Here is a 17,945-nt window from a genome sequence, read left to right as displayed (position 1 = left end):
AGCATTGGGCGCGGACCATGTTCCGAGAAAAAGCGGCCATGGACTACAACTCCGGCATGTATAACGCATACCAGAGGGGCCGGGAAGAAGCCCGGCTGATGCTTGAGGAAAACGCCCGAGTAATTGAGGAAAGAGACCGGGTGATTGAAGAAAACGCCCGGGTGATAGAGGAGCTCAATCGCAAGCTGCGGGAAGCCGGTAAAGATACGTAGTAACAAGCCGTTTGCGGTTAATTTGCCGGGTCAAGTTTAGGCCAGGAAGGCGGGAGTCCGAATGAAGATTATAATCGAAGAGGAGCGTTGGGTGGAATCCCTTTCTTCTTCGACTTCTGTTCTTTTAATTGACCGCGCAAGCGGTCTCCTTTAGGGAATTGCGCTAAACCAGCCCCGCCCCCAGCTCAAAGGCCTTCCGCTTATCCTGGGGGAAAATCTCTTCCCGGCGTTTTTTCCGGGCTTCGCCGTCAAACATGGTCATTTCGTACTTGGAGTAGTCCGTGGTTTGCCAGGTTTCGGTGGAGACCAGGGTTTTTGCCGGGCCGATGATCTGGTTAAAGCGATCCTCATAAAACTTGAATTTTTCCGCATACCCCATGGATTCTATGGCTGGTTCGCTTATGTTCATGGTGTAGATCAGGGCTGTGGGGACCCGCCGGGTAAAAAAAGTTTTCCTGTCCTTACTATAGGTGATATACTGGAAGGTGAGCCGTTCGAAAAGGGCCCGGACAGCGGCGGTGACCTCGGAAATATAAATAGGAGAACCGATGATGAGGGCATCGCAGGTATGAATACGGTCCAGAACCGGTTTTAGATCGTCCCCGGCGGCGCAGCGGCCAAAGCTTTTCCCGCCCCGGCGTTTGCACTCAAAGCAGCTGATACAGCCCTTAAAGTTCAGGTCGTACAGGTTGACCAGTTCCGTGTCCGAGCCTTTGGAGGCAGCGCCCTTCAGGGCTTCTTCCACCAAAATATGGGTATTCCAGCCCTTGCGGGGACTACCGTTAATGGCTATTGTTTTCATTCTGCAAATGGTATATCACTGTGCAACGTTGTGTAAAGGCTTAGGTCTCACCATATTCCTGTTTGGATAATTATCCTGTATCTGTTGTAATGGTCTCAATTCCCTCTCCAGAACCTTCCGGTCCATCAGGCTCTGTGTCACCTGATAATACTCTACCTTCCCGCCCTTACCGAAGAGCAGATCGTCCGGCTTGTTTCTTCTTCCAGGATTGTTGTATAGTCGGTTTAATCGGCGGATTTGAGGTTAAAAGGATGGTTGAAAATAAAATCAGGGTTTTGTTGATCGAGGATCATCCGCTGACACGGCGGGGTCTGGCCTCCTGCCTGACCGATACGGGGCGCTGTTCCATTGCGGGAGAGGCGGGGTCCCTGGCAGAGGCGCAGCGGGTTATTGAGCTTCATTTCCCGGTAGATGTGGTGATTCTGGATATTTCCTTAGGGGAGGAAAACGGGCTTGATTTTATCGTATACCTGAAAAAATACAGTGACCTGCGGAAAGTCAAAATGCCCGCAGTGTTGGTGTGTTCGGTGTATGAAGATCCCTTCCGGATCAGGTCCGCCATAGACATCGGAGCCATGGGCTATGTGCCGAAATCGGCCGGCGAAAAGGAACTGTTGCGGGCCATTGATACGGTGATGCGGGGGGAGTTGTTTATCGATCCCCGGCTGGAGATTAAAATCAAAACGCAGCCCGATGTGTACGCTAAATTTACCAAGCGGGAACGGGAAGTGCTGACCCTGGTTAAACAGAACTATGATAATCAGCGGATTGCTGCATCTCTCTCGCTTGGCCTGCATACGGTAGAAAACCATATCAGCCATATTTACTTTAAGACAGGCCTTACAAAGCGGACAGAACTAAGGAATCTATAGATTCCAGGAATCTATAGATTCCAGTCGCAGTAATAGTGTGATTTTAAAAACCGGGAGTTAATTCCCGGTTTTATCAATAGTCGGGAGTTAACTCCCGGTTCTGGCAGTAATTGTGTGTTATTTTTCAAAATTTATAATTCAATTTCAATGACAAATTAAACTATTCGGAATATTATTATATGATATGGTACCAATTTTTATCCTTCTGTTTTTATTGCTCCCCGGATTTGCCCAGGCCCAAACCGCTACCCTTATGGACAGCGCCCTGGAAAGCCAGAAACTAAGCGCAGCCCAGGCGGCTTATTTTGTGCTGACCGCGGCGGAACTGATTCCCGCCGACGTCGGCATTGAGGCGGCCTTTGCCCAGGCCCGGGCAAACAAGTGGCTTTCCGCAAAGACGGCGGACAGCCCTATCAAAATAGGGGAGCTTTCCTACCTCATTATGCGGGCCTTTAAGCTGAAGGGAAGTCTCCTCTACCAGCTCTTTCCGGGCCCTCGTTATGCTTTCCGGGAACTGGTCTACCGGCGGTTTATTCCGCCTCCCGGCGATCCCACAAGGGAAGTAACCGGACCGCAGTTTTTTCAAATAGTAGGAAATGTGCTGCGTGTTTTAGGGGAAGAAAAATGAAACATGTTTATACATTGATGATACTGATACTGCTCTCCGCCGCCCCGTACTGTTTTTCGGCGGATTTCGGTCTTACCCTGGGCGCAGCGCCGGAATACGGTAACGCCGGGCAGAACACGGACAGCAGCGGGGATTTTTCCTTTACCGGGTATGTAAGCCCCTGGATTTTCGGGACCCTACGGGAGGGCCTCTCCTATTATGTTTCGGGCCGTGTAACCCTTGAGTATGAGGATGACGAAGTAACGACGCCCCTTCTTGGGGAGCTTGAAAGAACGGAACTTGACTGGCGGCCCCTTCCCGCGGTGTTTGTCAGCGCCGGACGGCAGTATTTTGCCGACCCGGCGGCCCTAATAGCCTCGGGGCTCTTTGACGGGGTAAACGGATCACTTACCTTGGGAAAGACCCGGCTTCAGGCGGGGGTTTTTTATACCGGCCTTTTATACAAGGAAAGCGCAAAAATTATCATGAGCGCCGGAGACATAGCCCATTACGCCAAGCCCCTGGATTATGGGGATACGGAAAGTTACTTTGCATCCCGGCGTCTCCTTACGGCGATAAGCGGAGAATTCCCCGATTTAACGAGCCGTACTTCCCTTACCCTTAGCGGTCTTGCCCAGTTTGATCTGAACGCCTACGATTCAGATACCGTCCAGAGCCAGTATTTCCTGGGTCAGTATAGTTTCACCCCGGTGGATGTCCTTACGCTGAATCTGGCCGCCGCCGTCGGCTTTACGGAGGCGGAGGGTGCGGACCTGCGGACCGGTTTTAGCGCCCAAGCCGGGGCGGGTTGGGAGCCGCCGGGGAGTCTGCGGGACCTGGCGGAGCTGCGTATCCGCTGGTCAAGCGGCGCGGTGAACGATACCGTCGGGCCCTTTCTGCCGGTAAGCGGTATTAGCCAGGGTGAACTATTTACCCCCGGGGTATCCGCCCTTCTGTCGCTAAAAGCTGCCTATACGGCGCGGCTCCATGAAAAAGTATCCGCCACGGCGCAGGCCGTTTATTTTATCAGGACCGATACGGAAACCTACGCTGATGCGGATATAGACCCTGAATCGTCCTCCCATCTTTTAGGCGGCGAAGTATACGGCTCCCTTATATGGGCCTTTGATTCAACCACCCGTTTTACCGTCGGCGGCGGCGCGTTTTTACCGCAATTAGGCGGGGTATTTAAGACCGACGCTCCGGTACGGTGGAAGGCAAGTGCGGGAATAATAGTGTCGTTATGAAATATGTATATTTTGGGAGATACGGTATGCAAAAGACAGGGATAGTAATACTAGCGGCGGTTTTATTGCTGCAGGGGTGTGATTTTTTTATTGTGCCGGATAGACCTGCGGGGAAGAGTTCCCTGACGATACGTATGGGAAATAATGGGCCCGACGCCAGGTCGGTAACACCCATAAGTATTATGGGATCCTTGGAATACCTTATTACCGCAACGAAGGGCAAGGAATCGGTTACCATAACCATCGCTCCCGGAGAGACCACAGGGACCATGACCGTGAGTCCCGGTGTATGGGATATTATCGCAGAAGCGTATCTTCCCAGCGGCCCTGTCCATGTGGGTACGGGAAGTATACAGGCTACGGCCATCTCAAGGCAGACCACCAGCGTGGATATCCCCATGAAATTTGACAATACCGATATAACCTTGATTACTGCGGTAGGCAGTGACAATGTTTCCTACCCGCCAAAATTGGTGAACGGGACAACGACAAGCTATGAGGTTTCGGTTCCGCCTACCCTTACGAACGTAACGATTGCGGCAGTTCCGGCGGTGGCAGATGCGGATGTCAGCTACAGTTTACCCGGCGGCGTGGTAAGCAGCTTTCCCGGTTCTCTCACCGTTACGGTAGATGCGGCGCTTAATTACCGGACGGAATACACGGTAACGGTTATGCTACTTCCGACCGCCGCTTCCTGGAGTGAACTGGTATCCGCGATTGCAAGCGCACCGTCCGGCAATACAACGATATATATTATCGGCAGCTTTGATACCGATACAGCGGTATCCGGTATAACCATACCCACCGGCAAAACAATAACCCTGCTGGCAGCAGGCGGAAACCAGACCATTACCCGCGGCGCAAGCTTTACTGCGGATCCGCTCTTTACGGTGGGTACGGGCGGTACGCTTATTTTAGGAGAAGCGTCAGACGATAATCTGGTGTTGGACGGAAACAATGTAACCGCTCACGCCGCTATGGTTAAGGTTAATGCAAACGGAACCCTTGATATGCGGGGAAGTTCAAAAATTACCCGCAATATAAATGACCAGACCAGCGGCGACGCCAATGGCGGCGGGGTGTATGTATCAGGAACAGGCTCTTCTCTCGTTATGAGTGATTACGCCGAAATTTCATATAATAAAGCTACAGCCCACAACCCTAGTACTGCCTATTTCACCCATGGCGGCGGGGTGTATGTATCTGGTACCTTTACCATGAACGATAACGCCAAAATTTCAGATAATATTGCCGCTAATACTGCCGACAGCAAAAACAATTCCGATACCTGTGGCGGCGGGGTGTATGTATCTGGTACCTTTACCATGAACGATAACGCCAAAATTTCAGATAATAATACCGAAAGTATCACCAGCTCCCACACCTTTGGCGGCGGGGTGTATCTATTTTCAGGGACATTTACCATGAACGATAACGCCGAAATTTCAGATAATACTGCCACCACCATCACCACCGCCGATGGCACCGACGTTACTAGTTTTCTCTTCCTCGCCCGTGGCGGCGGGGTGCATGCATCTGGTACCTTTACCATGAACAAGAACGCCAAAATTTCAGGTAATACTGCCAAGGGTACCAATAGTCCTACCAGTAGTGGTAACAATATCCTTAGCGCCAGCGAAGGCGGCGGGGTGTATGTATCTGGTACCTTTACCATGAACGATAACGCCGAAATTTCAAGTAACACTGCCGACGGCGTTTATCGGAGCCATGGTGGCGGGGTGTATAAAGACTCTGGAACATTTATCATGAACGGTAGCGTCAAAATTTCAAGTAACACTGCCAACAACAGCAATAATCGTGCCCAAGGCGGCGGGGTATTCGTAAACTCAGGGACATTTATCATGAACGCCGGAACCATCTCTGGTGGATCTGATACGGATACAAATAGTCTGGCAGGAACTGGAACAAAAGAGGGCATTTCTCTTTACAAATCAAACGGCAGCACTACAACAGCGGTATACGGAGATACCGCTAGTACACCGATTATTTCTGGTACCCAAACATCAATTTTGTTCACAGATAACTCCATTACAGGACATATGTAATGGCGCAAGAAACTGCAGTACAGAAATGGGCGCCGGTATGTTGTATGAGTCTTTGATTCGATATGAACTTGGAGGAATGAAGAATGAGAAACCGCAAAGGTACAGAAGGCGAATAAGAGGAAAAAGAAAAGTGGAAGAGAAGAAGTAGAATCCTTTTTCGCCTTCGGCTCCTTTGCGGTTAGTATCATATTTGCAGTTAGTAGCATATGTATTTCAGGAGATACGATATGAAGCTGTACAGCCTAAATTATGTGACAAAGGCGGGAGGGATGAGGGGCATCCCCGGCCGAACACATTGCGGACCTACGGTCCGAGGAATTCCCTGCTGGAGGAGACCCGCAGGGGCTCCGCAAGCAGACTCTACAAGCGTGTGAGCGCCGGGGATGCCCCTCATCCCTCCCGTTTTGCCGATAAATCCGGGAACAGCTATCCCCGGACCAGCTCTGCGCAGTTAGTAGTATGTTCGTAGTTAGTAGTATATATATTTTTGGAGGTATAGTATGAAAAAGTTAATTCCCCTTATGTTACTTATTTGCATCTCCGTAAGCCTATCAGCTCAGACAGCGTTTATACGAGATCTAACCGGCACAGTAGAAGTAAAACTTCCGGGTTCCGCCGAATGGACCCTCGCCCTTATAGGTCAAGGCATAGAAAATCAAACCGTCATATCCACCGGATTCAAGAGCACCGCCCGTATCGGCCTGGGAAATTCCGTATTAACCGTACAGCCCCTAACCCGTCTAACCCTGGAACAAATACAGGAAGCGGCAAGTACTGAACAGGTGAAGCTATACCTGCAGACCGGCAGGGTCAGGGCGGATGTTACGCCCCCCTCGGGTGGGAAGGTCGATTTTACCGTACGGAGCCCTTCGGTAACCGCTTCGGTGCGGGGAACAAGCTTTGAATTTGACGGCCAGCGCCTATGGGTTGAAGAAGGCCGGGTCCATGTAAGCGGCGGCGACGGTACCGGCGTGTATGTAGGCGCAGGCCACGCCGTGGTAAGCAATATCGAAACCGGAAGAACAACGACCGCAGCGGAAACAATGCGGGAAGAACTGACCCCGCCCATTCCTGTAGGTATAGGTACAGCCCCCGCCATACCCGCAGCTTCCGTACCCGACCAGGAGCCCGGTGATTTCGGTGTCGGACCAAACTGGGATTAACGAAAGTGAAAAACCGCAAAGGCGAAGAAGGCGAATAAGTATTTGAGGAGAAATGTTCATTTTTCCCCTTCCTTCTTCGACCTCTGCGCCTTCGTGGTTTTTTATTCTTCTTAAGTTTACGCTGTTGTGACAGATACCACATTATAAACTTAAGCCCCAAAGCTTCGCTTTTAATTAGAGATTTTTTTCACTTTTTTTCATTAAGACTCAAGCAAAAACCCAGCTCTGCTCTCTATTCCCGGTACGGCCCGTTATTTGTCATCATAGTGGGTTCGTAATTCATCCAGTTCAACTGTTCCATCATCAAGGATACGATAAACAATCCTATTTGTTTCATCAATGCGGCGGCTCCAATAACCGGATCTATTTTCCCGCAATGGTTCCGGTTTACCTATGCCCTCATAATAGCTGCGTAAAATATCTTTAATAAGCAAATTTATTTTTTTTAGTGTTTTTTTGTCCTGTGTCTGCCAGTAGAGATAATCCGCCCATCCGTTTCCGGTAAATTTTATATCATTCATCTGCCAGGCGCTCTAATTCTTCCATCGTTTTTACTATGTATTTACCATCTTTCCCCTGTTGGATTGATTCGTCAAGCCATTTCATATTTGCCGGGTTGTAGAATGGATCAGTTTTCGCAGTTATAGCAAAGGGGATTCCCTGTTCGCGGATTGTTTGATGAATGAAAATAGTAATTGCGGTGGATAAATTCATCCCAAGATCGTTAAAAAGGGCTTCCGCCTGTCGTTTTGTTTTTTCATCAAGACGAATATTAACCTGTGCCATTGTATATCCTCTTGTATACAGGGTATAGTATTTTGTAGAAAAAGTCAATAAAAACTGTTCGGAAAATTGGCTTAGTTTTTAATTGGAGATTTTTTTCATTAGGCAAACAGAGGATGCGGCAGGATCAGGACGGGATTATTACCATCCCCTTACAACTCCGAGCGGAGACCGTAGAGCGAGAAAAGCAGGAAGCCCTACGCCGGGCAGAGGCAGTAGAGCAAGAAAGGACTCGGGAAAAGCTGGAACTGACCCGCAGAATTCGTGAGCTGGAAGAACAAATTTCCCGGAGTACCTAAAAGGGCAGTAAATTCGGCGCCGTCAGCGGTGGCGGAGAAATTTCCTGATCCCCAATGACACGCTATACCCGCCGAAAATCACGATAAAACGGTCCACAATATTGATAGGGAGCCGGGAAAGGATGCTCGCCCATAGCAGGGGCATATTACTCCGCAAAAGCCCCTGCTTAAACCAGTCCTCCGGGGAATATTGAGATTTTATTTCATGCAGAGAATTAAAAAGAAAATAATCAATCACGCCGCCCAAAAGGCTTTCGATGATACAGGCGAAAACTGCCAGGATGAACAGGACCGCAACTTTGCTGACAAAAGAAACCTGGACCGGAGCGTCCTTCTCTTCTGAAAGACGGTGGCGAAAACTCCATACCAACAGAACTTCTGCGATGGAACAGAGGACAAAGAGCGTATTCTTATGTATCCCATAAAAAATGTAAGGGAACGTGGTGGCGGTAAGTATCGCGGTACAGATACCGGGTAAAAGGCCCGCAGCAAAGGTGACGGCGCAGGTAAACAGGGTGTCCAGATACAGGGGCAGGGCGAGTACATCCCCCTTAAAGCGGGTTAATAAAAAGTTGGCCCCCGCCGCAAGGAGACAGCATAAAACGAGCTTTACCCTATATATGGTGGATGAATTTGCCCCCATGGTTTATACTATAATCCATACCGTAATTATTGGCTATCGGCGCACCGGGAGGTTTATCAGCCATGGGATCAAAAAAATGGCTTTGGGTATGTATGCTTATTCCGCTATACGGGCTCCTGTTTCCCTTGAAAACCACCGGAGCGGGAGGCGAAACCCGCGGGCATACCGATGAGAAATATACAGCCCATAGGGCGGCGGAACTGTGGCTGGCTGTGGAGCAGAACTCGGTTTTTGGTTTGGAAACCGGCGGACAGTTTCACCAGCCCATGGATGATTTTACTGCCTACCTGGACGGCTTTTTAGCCTCCACGATCTACCGGATATTTCCCTTTTCCCAGGGTCCGGTGGTCCAGTCGATTAAAGATTCGGCCATTTCTTTTACGGCAGCTTTGGAAGCAGGACAGCAGGAGAAAGCCCTGGCCCTGGCTATAAAGATCCATCAGAACTTGATCCATTGGCAGGAATTGGACGAGGAGCTGATGAATACCATTAACGGGAAATATTTGTATCTATTCCTGGTTTTTACTTTTCTGACGGCGGCGGCGACCCTGACGGTGTGGCAGCTGTATCGGGACCTGGGCCATGCCCACAAACGGGAACAGCAGGGGGCAATTTTTTCCCGGGAAATGATGCTGACCCTGGAACAGGAGCGGTCCCGGATTGCCCGGGAACTCCACGATACGGTAGCCCAGGACCTGCATTACCTGGCCTTGAGGGTTGGAAAGATAGCGCGGGTTTCTGATGCCGGGGAGCGGAATGGTATTTGCGTCGAGGTCGCGGCGGCCCTGAAGGGACTTATCAGGCAGGTACGGTCTATCTGCGACACCCTGGTACCGCCGGACTTCATCTTTCAGGGTTTGCCCGATGCGCTGCGTCGTTTTTGTTATGACTACGGCAAGCGCACGGGAATTGATTGCCGTATCGATATTCAGGATACCCTGTGTCTTGGTCCGATGACCGAAGAAATGCAGTTACAATGTTTCAGAATTGTGCAGGAGGCCCTGACCAATATCGAAAAACATGCGGAGGCTTCGGAAGCGGTGGTAGTTGTCCGTTCCATACCCCCGCGGAAAGCGGAAGAAGAGGGCGCGGGGGTGTTTATCAGTATTTCCGATGATGGGAAGGGGTTTGATCCGCCGATTTACCGCCCGGGCGCCGAGGGGTTTGTCACCGGTTCCGTTTCGGATCATTTGGGAATTCGGGGTATGTATGAACGCGCGGCTATTTTGCGGGGACAACTGGTAATCGAGAGCGAGCGGGGAGAGGGAACCATGGTGCGGATGAAGGTTTCGGTTAGTAGTTGAGGTACCTACGTATAGAATAAAACCTACGCAATTGTATGATTTAACTCGAAAATTACCTTTTTGTAGCTTTACCGTTTCTACCGCTAAAAATCTTTTAAATACATTCTGTTATTAAATGATAATTCCTTATATTGCATACACTTAATTAATACGCAATATACCGGTACTTGGCACACTTTTTGCATTCTATAATATTACTAATGAATTTATATTATGGAGGATTTGTATGAGTGAATGTTCAGACGATTGCTGTTGTTCAGGAATCGATTTTACCAAAACGCCGGTGGCCGATTTATATGGCTCCAACAGCTTTTCCAATGCCTTGATGAAGGAAAGGCTGCCTAAAAATATTTACAAAGAAATTCTGGCGGTCCAGAATGGGGAAAAAGAATTGACCCTGGAGGACGCCGAAGTTGTCGCTGCGGTCATGCGGGATTGGGCTATTTCCAAGGGCGCCAGTCACTATACCCACTGGTTCCACCCCCTAACCGGTCTTACGGCGGAAAAACACGATTCCTTTATCTCCCCCACCGGCGACGGCAGGGTGATCATGGAATTTTCCGGCAAGGAACTGATCAAGGGCGAGCCCGATGCGTCGAGCTTCCCCTCGGGCGGTCTCCGGGCTACCTTCGAAGCCCGGGGCTATACCGCCTGGGACGTAACCAGCCCCGCCTTCTTAAAACAGGACCGGACCGGTACCACCCTCTGCATCCCCACAGCCTTTATCAGCTACTACGGCCAGGCTTTGGACAAAAAGGTACCCCTCCTCAAATCCATCGACTCCCTGAATAAACAGGCGGTCCGGGTGCTCCGCGCCCTGGGAAATGAAACATCCAAGCGGGTATACACCACCGTCGGCCCGGAGCAGGAATACTTCCTGGTGGATAAGAAATTCTACGACCGGAGACCGGATCTCATGCTCACCGGCAGGACCGTCTTCGGAGTACTCCCCGCCAAAGGCCAGGAGATGGAGGACCACTACTTCGGCGCCCTTAAAGAACGGGTCGCCGACTTTATGCGTGAGCTGAACTACGAGCTGTGGAAGGTGGGGATCCCCGCCAAGACCCAGCATAACGAAGTCGCCCCGAATCAGTTTGAAATCGCCCCGGTGTATTCCAACAGCACCGCTGCGGTGGACGGCAACCAGCTGGTAATGGAAACCATCCGCAGCGTGGCCCGCCGTCACGGCATGGAGGGGCTGCTCCACGAAAAACCCTTCGCCGGGGTAAACGGTTCGGGGAAGCACAATAACTGGTCCATGGCCACCGACGACGGGATCAACCTCTTTGAACCCGGCGAAAATCCCGAATCCAACGCCCGGTTCCTCCTCTTCGCCGCTGCGGTGGTAGAAGCGGTGGATCGTTACGCACTATTACTGCGTTCTTCCGTGGCCACCGCCGCCAACGACCACCGGCTGGGCGCCAACGAGGCCCCTCCCGCCATCGTGTCCATCTTCTTCGGCGGCCCCTTAACGGAAATCCTGGACAACATCGCCGAAGGCAAAACCTCAGGCAAATCCGCCTCGGGGGTGAAAGTACAGCTGGGTGTTACCAGCCTTCCCAATCTTCCCAAGGACGTCTCCGACCGGAACCGGACCAGCCCCTTCGCCTTTACGGGAAACAAATTCGAATTCCGCATGGTCGGTTCTTCCCAGTCCATCGCCACCCCCAACACCTACCTCAACGTTGCGGTGGCCCAGGTACTTTCGGAATTCGCCGACAAACTGGAAAAATCTTCCAACAAAAATGAAGCCATCCAGAGCATCATCAAGGAATCCTACTCCAAGCACCGCCGGGTGGTTTTTAACGGCAACGGTTACTCCGAAGAATGGGTCCACGAAGCGGAACGCCGGGGCCTCCCCAATGTGAAGAACGCGGTGGACGCTCTTTCGGTACTTACCCGCAGTGAAATTATTTCTCTCTTCGAAGCCCACAAGGTCTTTACCAAGGAAGAATCGGAAAGCCGCTACCACATCTACCTGGAGAAATACTCCAAGCAGATCAACATCGAAGCGGGGGTCATGATCGAAATGGCCCGCCGGTCCATCTTCCCCGCGGTCACCGCCTTTGCCGCCTCCCTCGCCCGAGACGCAGCGTCCCTTGCCGCTATCGGCGCCGCCAGCGCCTCCCAGGAGAAGCGCACCAAGAAGATCGCCGAACTTGCGGCGGAACTCTACGACGAGACCGCCAAGCTGGAGAGTCTTCTCTCCGAAGCTCAGGGCACGGAGGAAGTCTTTGCCCAGGCCAAGGCCTACTTCGAAAAAGTCCGCCCCGCCATGGAGATCCTCCGTTCCAAGGGAGACGCCCTGGAGCGGCTGGTAGCCAAAGACGCCTGGCCCTTCCCGGGCTTTGAAGAACTGTTATTTAAGCTGTAGTAAGAATTATAGCAAAAGAGGTGATAGCCCTTCCGTGGAAACGGAGGGGCTTTTTTTGGCGGACCACCGCCTATTTTTTTTCCCCAATTCCATGTATACTATACCCTATGGATAAGCGTAAAAACCGTTTTTTCAATACCACCGGCCCCTGTAATCCCGAGGATCACTACATGCTGCCCCCGGAGGAGCGGCTTGTGGGTACCCAACTGCACCGGTATATTGGGGATAAACTCTATTGGGTACTCCATGCCCCCCGGCAGACAGGGAAAACCACCTTCCTACAAAGCTGGATGCGGGAAATAAACTCCGGATCTGAGGCTGTTTCCTGCTATGTCAGTGTGGAAACCTGCCAGGGGGTTCCGGAAGCTGAACGGGCAATACCGATTATATGCGATGCGGTCAGAAGATGGGCAGAAAAAAACGATCTACCCGTTCCTGCCATTGAAGATGAAACCCCCCAATCCCAGCTAAACAGTATACTGGGTAATTGGGCAAAACTGACGGCTCCCAAGCCGCTTATCGTCCTGTTTGACGAAGTGGATGTACTGCAGGGGGATGCCCTTATCAGCTTTCTGCGCCAATTACGGGACGGTTTTGCCGGCCGGGGTGTGGAAAAATTCCCCGTGTCCATTGCCCTGGTGGGAATGCGGGACTTGAAGGACTACATTACCGCTGCCAAGGGCGGCGTCCCGGTTAATCCCGGATCGCCCTTTAATATCAAAGCGGACTCGGGGACCCTGTCTAATTTTCAAAAAGACGATATAGCCCGGCTTTTTGCCCAACGGACCGCAGAAACGGGGCAGCAGATTACCCCGGAAGCCCTGGATTATGTCTATGATCAGTCCCGCGGCCAGCCGTGGCTTGTGAATTCCCTTTTTATGCGCGCCACCATGCGGATACTGGATGGGGAAAGTACCGAACCGGTAACCATCGAACATATCCGGGAAGCCCGTGAACAGATGATCCAGGCCCGGGAAACCCACCTGGATGCCCTGGCATACCGCCTGGAAAATCCGCAGATCCGCAGTGTTATGGAAACCCTGATCACTGGCGAACCGGACCCCCTTATGGCCCAGGGAGAAGCCTTCCGGCTCTGTATGGACTTAGGTCTTGTGGCCATTGAAAAGGGCGGTCCCGTTGTGGCTAACCCAATTTACCGGGAGGTAATTGCCCGGGAGATTACCTTCGGCGCCCAAATGGCGATTCCTGCGCCGGAGTGGAAGTGGCAAAAAAGCGATGGCACCCTGGACATGGACGCCCTACTCCGGGAATTCCAGGCTTTCTGGCAAAATAATTCCGAAATATGGGAACAGAAACTTGATTATCCCGAAGCTTTCCCCCATTTGCTGCTCATGGCTTTCCTGCAGCGGGTTACCAATGGACATGGCCGCATTGAGCGGGAGTATGCCGCCGGCCGGGGAAGGATGGATCTGGCGGTGGAATATAACGGCGCTTGGAATATTATCGAGATAAAATTGCTGCGCCAGGGAAGAAACTTCGAAACCGTAATGGCGGAGGGCCTCAAACAAACCCTGGGTTACCGGGATAATTTTTTTCCCATCCGCCCTTCGCAGGATAGAAATAGAACCGAAGCTTCTTGTTATTTGCTTATCTTTGACCGCCGTCTCGATAAACCTGCCTGGTCGGAACGGCTGAAGTGGATTACTACCGAAGCAGTTACCGTGCTTGGTTGTTAAGACGCCGTCATTCCGTGTGTCCCGTCCCCGCTTGTAAAATTATCAATACTGCAAAAATGGTCCCTTGACAGTGAAGAATCCGGGTGATACGCTCATAAAAGATACTGATTACGGGTATTTTAAAATTCCGGGTCATGAAGTCCCGGCTCTTTTGTCTTATGCTGCAGTAAGTATAGAAATTATATTTCAATTGAAGGCTGAAGCCCGATTTTCTCCCATACCGCGAGGAATGATCGGGCTTTTTCTTTTTCTGGGGGCCTATTGCGAATGTCCCTATGTATTGGCAGGGCGATTTGTTGTTTGGAGGTATTCTATGCATATGGCTGATGCGCTTATTTCCCCCGCCGTGGGGGGCGTACTCTTGGCTACAAGCGCCGCTGCAGCGGCCTACGCAACGGCGAAAATCAAAAACGAACTGGGGGATAAAAAGATCCCCATAATGGCGGTGGCAGGGGCTTTTGTGTTCGCCGCTCAGATGATCAACTTTACCATCCCCGGAACCGGTTCCAGCGGGCATATCGGGGGAGGCATCCTGCTGGCCGGGCTCCTGGGGCCTTTCCCGGCGCTGCTGACCATCGCGACGGTGCTGGTAATCCAGTGTCTGTTTTTTGCCGACGGCGGTCTCCTGGCCCTGGGCTGTAATATCTTTAACATGGGGGTCATCCCCACGCTTCTCATCTATCCTCTGATTTTTAAGCCGCTCCTTAAAAAAGGCATCACCACTTCCCGGCTTACCCTGGCCTCAATTATTTCGGTGGTGATAGGGCTCCAGCTTGGCGCTTTCGGGGTAGTTCTGGAAACCCTAATCTCGGGGATTACCGCCCTGCCCTTCTCCGTCTTCGTACTCCTCATGCAGCCCATTCATCTGGCCATCGGCGTTGTGGAGGGCATCATTACTGCGTCGGTCCTGGGCTTTGTCTACGCAATGCGTCCCGAAATCATCCAAAGCAGCGAACAACGGCTTCCCCTGGCGGCGGAGGTTTCCGTTAAGAAACCCCTTATCGTCCTGGCAGTAATTACGGTCCTGGTTGGAGGAATCCTGTCAATCTTCGCCTCCGCCTATCCCGACGGGCTTGAGTGGGCTATGGCGAAAACGGCAGGAACCACGGAACTTGAAGCGGAGGGACCGGTATTCCGCAGCGCCGAGGCTATCCAGGGGGCCACAGCCTTCATGCCGAACTACGATTTTCCGAACGCAGGGGAGGAGGGTTCCGGCATAGGGACCACCGTGGCAGGAATAGCCGGCGCAGCCCTCACCTGCCTTTTAGCGGGGGCGGCAGGCTTTATAATCCATCGGGTCAAGAACCGTAATGCAAAAACCACCTGAGTATGCCTGACATAGCCCGCACAACGGAGACCCTGTATACTCTGGAGCAGCTTGCGGCGGGACGAAGCGGTCTCCACCGGTTGAATCCGGGGGTAAAGATATTGGCCACCCTGTTCTTTATGGTCACGGTCATTTCTTTTGACCGGTATTCCCTGGGACGAATCGTACCTTTTCTGTTTTATCCCTGTATTCTCATCGCCTGGGGGGATATTCCCCCGGGGCTGTTGTTGCGCCGTACCGCCCTGGCCCTGCCCTTCTGTCTCTTTGCGGGAATTTCTAACCTCATCTTTGAACGTGGTATCGCGGTATACTTGGGAAGTTTTGCGGTTAGTTTCGGTCTTTTATCCTTAGTGACCCTACTGCTGCGGACCCTGCTCTGTGTAGCGGCGGTGCTTATTCTCATGGCGGTTACGCCGCTGTGCCGGCTTGCCGCCCAACTGCGATGCTTCCATTGCCCCGCACTTTTCGTCAGTCTCCTGGAGATAAGTTACCGGTATATCGCGGTATTAATCGCCGAGGCGTCGTCAATGTATACCGCCTATATTCTGCGGAGCGGCGATGCGAAGGGAATCGAGCTAAAACACATGGGAAGTTTTATCGGCCATCTGTTTCTGCGCAGCTCCGACCGGGCCGAGCGGGTCTACGCCGCTATGAAGTGCAGGGGCTACGATCTGGACTTTCCCGCCGGGAAGCGGCGGCCCTTGAACGCTGCGGACATCACCTTTCTGGCCCTGGTTTGTGGACTTTGTATCCTCTTCCGGCTAATGGATATTTCTGCTATCCTTGGATCATGGATAATCCCATCATAAAAGCTCAGTCTATTTCGGCTGCCTACGGTTCTTCAAGCGCATTGGCTTTGCGGGAGATCAGTTTTGACATCCCTCCGGGGGAACGGGTTGCCCTGGTGGGAGCCAACGGCGCGGGAAAAACCAGCCTGCTGCTTGCCATGGTGGGGATTCTGCCCCTGGTATCAGGCGCCCTCCATATCAGCGGCATTGAGCTTGGCGGTTCCAAAGACAAGCAGAAACTGAAAGAACTACGGGAACAGGTTTCCCTGGTGTTCCAGGACCCCGACGACCAGCTTTTTATGCCAAGCATCTATGAGGATCTTGCCTTTGGCCCCCGGAATATGGGCCTTGACGAAGATGCGGTACACAGCCGGGTCAATGCAGTCCTGGACAGGCTGGGAATCAGCTTTCTCAAAGACCGGTCGCCCCTCAGGTTATCCGGGGGTGAAAAACGTATGGCCGCCATCGCCGCATCATTAACGATGAACCCCCAGGTCATGCTTTTTGATGAACCGACTGCTTTTCTCGATCCAAAAGCCCGGAGAAATCTTATGGGCGTACTTCAATCCCTGCCCCATACCCAACTCATCGCCACCCACGATCTGGACTTTGCCGCCGTCCTATGTCCCCGGGTAATTCTGCTCCGGGAAGGCGCCGTCTTTGCCCAAGGACCGGCAGCAGAATTGCTACGGAACGAACAGTTGATGGATCAATGCGGCCTTGAAGCTATATAACCATTTTTTCTAAACTTTCTCTTTTATGAGGCATCGCAACCACTTGACAGAATAGAAACGTTTGCATACTTTGGTACCAGTAAAATGAGTGTATATTATGATCTCAATATAATCGATGATTCCTTCGTTACCGTAGAAAATCTTGCTGTTTATAAATCCATAGAATTGCACCGGCATGTGTTTTATGAGCTATTTTTAATAGAGACAGGATCATGCAGGCATATCTATAATGAACAGGAACGGTTACTCATCCCAGGGGATTGCTTTCTTGTTCCGCCACATCACGATCACAGTTTTATCATCCATAAAAGTACCTCAATATTTAACTGCCAGTTTTATTCCGACAAGATAGAACATTTAACAGAAACAATGGAAGGATTTACTATCATTGAGAATTACGCTCCGGCACAGACCATACCATTACGATATAATGATCAAGTCAATATAAACAAGCAGGGTATTATCCATCTCGATCCAAAGGAAAAGGATTTTGTGCTCAGTATTTTATACAATATGCTCAATGAACAGAATAATAAGGATGATAATTTTATCCTCATAAAACAAAAATATTTAGAAATACTATTGCTTAATTTGAAGAGAGTTATGGACCGTCAATTTAAAAACATTTCAGTACATCCAAAACGTCATCAGACTATTATATCGGATACCCTATCCTTTATTGATTTAAATATTGCAGAGGAAATAGACTTTAATGCACTTGCTAAAAAAAATGGTTTTACCCCGAATCATTTCCGCAAACTATTTAAAGACTTCACCGGCCTGTCCCCTGTTGAATATATAAACCGTATGCGCGTCATAAAAGCCTGCTATTACCTGCAAAACACCGATTTTTCTATCAGTGAAATTTCCGAGATGGTGGGCATTTTCGATGCAAATTACTTTACCAGATTATTCAAGAATTTCATCGGCAATACCCCAAAACAATACCGTGCCTCGATTTCCAATCGATAATATTTTACCTATTTTATACTATATTTCATGCGATTTTTAGGCAAAATTCGTTAAT

The 17,945-nt window shown here is 50.9% G+C and carries 18 protein-coding genes and 1 pseudogene; 15 read left to right on the top strand and 4 right to left on the bottom strand.

What is annotated here, in order from left to right; genetic code table 11:
- Positions 1 to 212: pseudogene (locus LQZ19_RS18290) on the top strand (Rpn family recombination-promoting nuclease/putative transposase); the annotation flags it as partial.
- 163 nt (positions 213 to 375) lie between these two features.
- On the opposite strand, the gene LQZ19_RS18285 reads toward LQZ19_RS18290, so the two are convergent.
- Complete coding sequence (locus tag LQZ19_RS18285; protein ID WP_411049131.1) at positions 376 to 1,014, bottom strand: flavodoxin family protein; 639 nt, start codon at positions 1,012 to 1,014, stop codon at positions 376 to 378.
- A 251-nt stretch (positions 1,015 to 1,265) separates the two neighbouring features.
- Between LQZ19_RS18285 and LQZ19_RS18280 the strand changes: the two genes are divergently transcribed.
- From LQZ19_RS18280 to LQZ19_RS18255, 6 genes are all read left to right on the top strand, one after another.
- A complete protein-coding gene (locus tag LQZ19_RS18280; protein ID WP_411049130.1) occupies positions 1,266 to 1,886 on the top strand; it encodes a response regulator transcription factor in 621 nt (206 codons plus the stop codon).
- A 184-nt stretch (positions 1,887 to 2,070) separates the two neighbouring features.
- Positions 2,071 to 2,514, top strand: coding sequence for a hypothetical protein (locus LQZ19_RS18275; protein WP_411049129.1), 444 nt, complete (start codon positions 2,071 to 2,073; stop codon positions 2,512 to 2,514).
- Positions 2,511 to 3,740, top strand: coding sequence for a hypothetical protein (locus LQZ19_RS18270; RefSeq protein ID WP_411049128.1), 1,230 nt, complete (start codon positions 2,511 to 2,513; stop codon positions 3,738 to 3,740). Before LQZ19_RS18275 ends, LQZ19_RS18270 begins: the two co-directional genes overlap by 4 nt.
- Before the next feature lie 26 nt (positions 3,741 to 3,766).
- The gene (locus tag LQZ19_RS18265) at positions 3,767 to 5,806 is read left to right on the top strand and encodes a hypothetical protein (RefSeq protein WP_411049127.1); all 2,040 of its coding nucleotides are present in this window, start codon (positions 3,767 to 3,769) and stop codon (positions 5,804 to 5,806) included.
- A gap of 190 nt (positions 5,807 to 5,996) precedes the next feature.
- Positions 5,997 to 6,275, top strand: a complete 279-nt coding sequence (locus tag LQZ19_RS18260) for a hypothetical protein (RefSeq protein WP_411049126.1) — start codon at positions 5,997 to 5,999, stop codon at positions 6,273 to 6,275.
- 31 nt (positions 6,276 to 6,306) lie between these two features.
- Positions 6,307 to 6,969 carry a FecR family protein gene (locus tag LQZ19_RS18255; protein WP_411049125.1) on the top strand — a complete coding sequence of 221 codons (663 nt, stop codon included), beginning with the start codon at positions 6,307 to 6,309 and terminating at the stop codon, positions 6,967 to 6,969.
- Positions 6,970 to 7,220: 251 nt separating this feature from the next.
- Here LQZ19_RS18255 and LQZ19_RS18250 read toward each other — a convergent pair whose 3' ends face one another.
- Together LQZ19_RS18250 and LQZ19_RS18245 are read right to left on the bottom strand one after the other, a co-directional pair.
- Positions 7,221 to 7,490 (bottom strand): Txe/YoeB family addiction module toxin, encoded by a 270-nt coding sequence (locus LQZ19_RS18250; RefSeq protein WP_411049124.1) that lies wholly within the window; start codon positions 7,488 to 7,490, stop codon positions 7,221 to 7,223.
- Positions 7,483 to 7,755, bottom strand: a complete 273-nt coding sequence (locus LQZ19_RS18245) for a type II toxin-antitoxin system RelB/DinJ family antitoxin (RefSeq protein ID WP_411049123.1) — start codon at positions 7,753 to 7,755, stop codon at positions 7,483 to 7,485. The genes LQZ19_RS18250 and LQZ19_RS18245 overlap by 8 nt, the downstream gene beginning before the upstream one ends.
- A 113-nt stretch (positions 7,756 to 7,868) precedes the next feature.
- Here LQZ19_RS18245 and LQZ19_RS18240 point away from each other — a divergent pair, with 113 nt between their 5' ends.
- Positions 7,869 to 8,051: a hypothetical protein gene (locus tag LQZ19_RS18240; protein WP_411049122.1), complete on the top strand. Its 183-nt coding sequence runs from the start codon at positions 7,869 to 7,871 to the stop codon at positions 8,049 to 8,051.
- A 22-nt stretch (positions 8,052 to 8,073) separates the two neighbouring features.
- Here the strand turns inward: LQZ19_RS18240 and LQZ19_RS18235 are convergent, their stop codons facing one another.
- Positions 8,074 to 8,694 (bottom strand): hypothetical protein, encoded by a 621-nt coding sequence (locus LQZ19_RS18235; protein ID WP_411049121.1) that lies wholly within the window; start codon positions 8,692 to 8,694, stop codon positions 8,074 to 8,076.
- Between the two features lie 62 nt (positions 8,695 to 8,756).
- Between LQZ19_RS18235 and LQZ19_RS18230 the strand changes: the two genes are divergently transcribed.
- The 7 genes from LQZ19_RS18230 (at position 8,757) to LQZ19_RS18200 (ending at position 17,890) form a co-directional block, all read left to right on the top strand.
- On the top strand, positions 8,757 to 9,998 hold the full coding sequence (locus LQZ19_RS18230) for a sensor histidine kinase (protein WP_411049120.1): 1,242 nt from the start codon (positions 8,757 to 8,759) through the stop codon (positions 9,996 to 9,998).
- A gap of 226 nt (positions 9,999 to 10,224) precedes the next feature.
- Positions 10,225 to 12,372 (top strand): glutamine synthetase III family protein, encoded by a 2,148-nt coding sequence (locus LQZ19_RS18225; RefSeq protein ID WP_411049119.1) that lies wholly within the window; start codon positions 10,225 to 10,227, stop codon positions 12,370 to 12,372.
- A 107-nt stretch (positions 12,373 to 12,479) separates the two neighbouring features.
- On the top strand, positions 12,480 to 14,069 hold the full coding sequence (locus LQZ19_RS18220; RefSeq protein WP_411049118.1) for an ATP-binding protein: 1,590 nt from the start codon (positions 12,480 to 12,482) through the stop codon (positions 14,067 to 14,069).
- Positions 14,070 to 14,388: 319 nt separating this feature from the next.
- The gene (locus LQZ19_RS18215; protein ID WP_411049117.1) at positions 14,389 to 15,396 is read left to right on the top strand and encodes an energy-coupling factor ABC transporter permease; all 1,008 of its coding nucleotides are present in this window, start codon (positions 14,389 to 14,391) and stop codon (positions 15,394 to 15,396) included.
- A 2-nt stretch (positions 15,397 to 15,398) separates the two neighbouring features.
- Entirely contained in the window at positions 15,399 to 16,205 is an 807-nt protein-coding gene (cbiQ, locus tag LQZ19_RS18210; RefSeq protein ID WP_411049116.1) for a cobalt ECF transporter T component CbiQ, read from the top strand.
- Complete coding sequence (locus LQZ19_RS18205) at positions 16,187 to 16,918, top strand: energy-coupling factor ABC transporter ATP-binding protein (RefSeq protein WP_411049115.1); 732 nt, start codon at positions 16,187 to 16,189, stop codon at positions 16,916 to 16,918. Before cbiQ ends, LQZ19_RS18205 begins: the two co-directional genes overlap by 19 nt.
- Positions 16,919 to 17,002: 84 nt before the next feature.
- Positions 17,003 to 17,890 (top strand): helix-turn-helix domain-containing protein, encoded by an 888-nt coding sequence (locus LQZ19_RS18200; protein WP_411049114.1) that lies wholly within the window; start codon positions 17,003 to 17,005, stop codon positions 17,888 to 17,890.
- Positions 17,891 to 17,945 lie beyond the last annotated feature (55 nt).

This window comes from Treponema primitia (assembly GCF_046533075.1).
Taxonomy (GTDB): domain Bacteria; phylum Spirochaetota; class Spirochaetia; order Treponematales; family Breznakiellaceae; genus Termitinema; species Termitinema primitia_B.
Note: the sequence above shows the minus strand (reverse complement) of the source record. Positions and strands in the feature narration are given on the sequence as shown.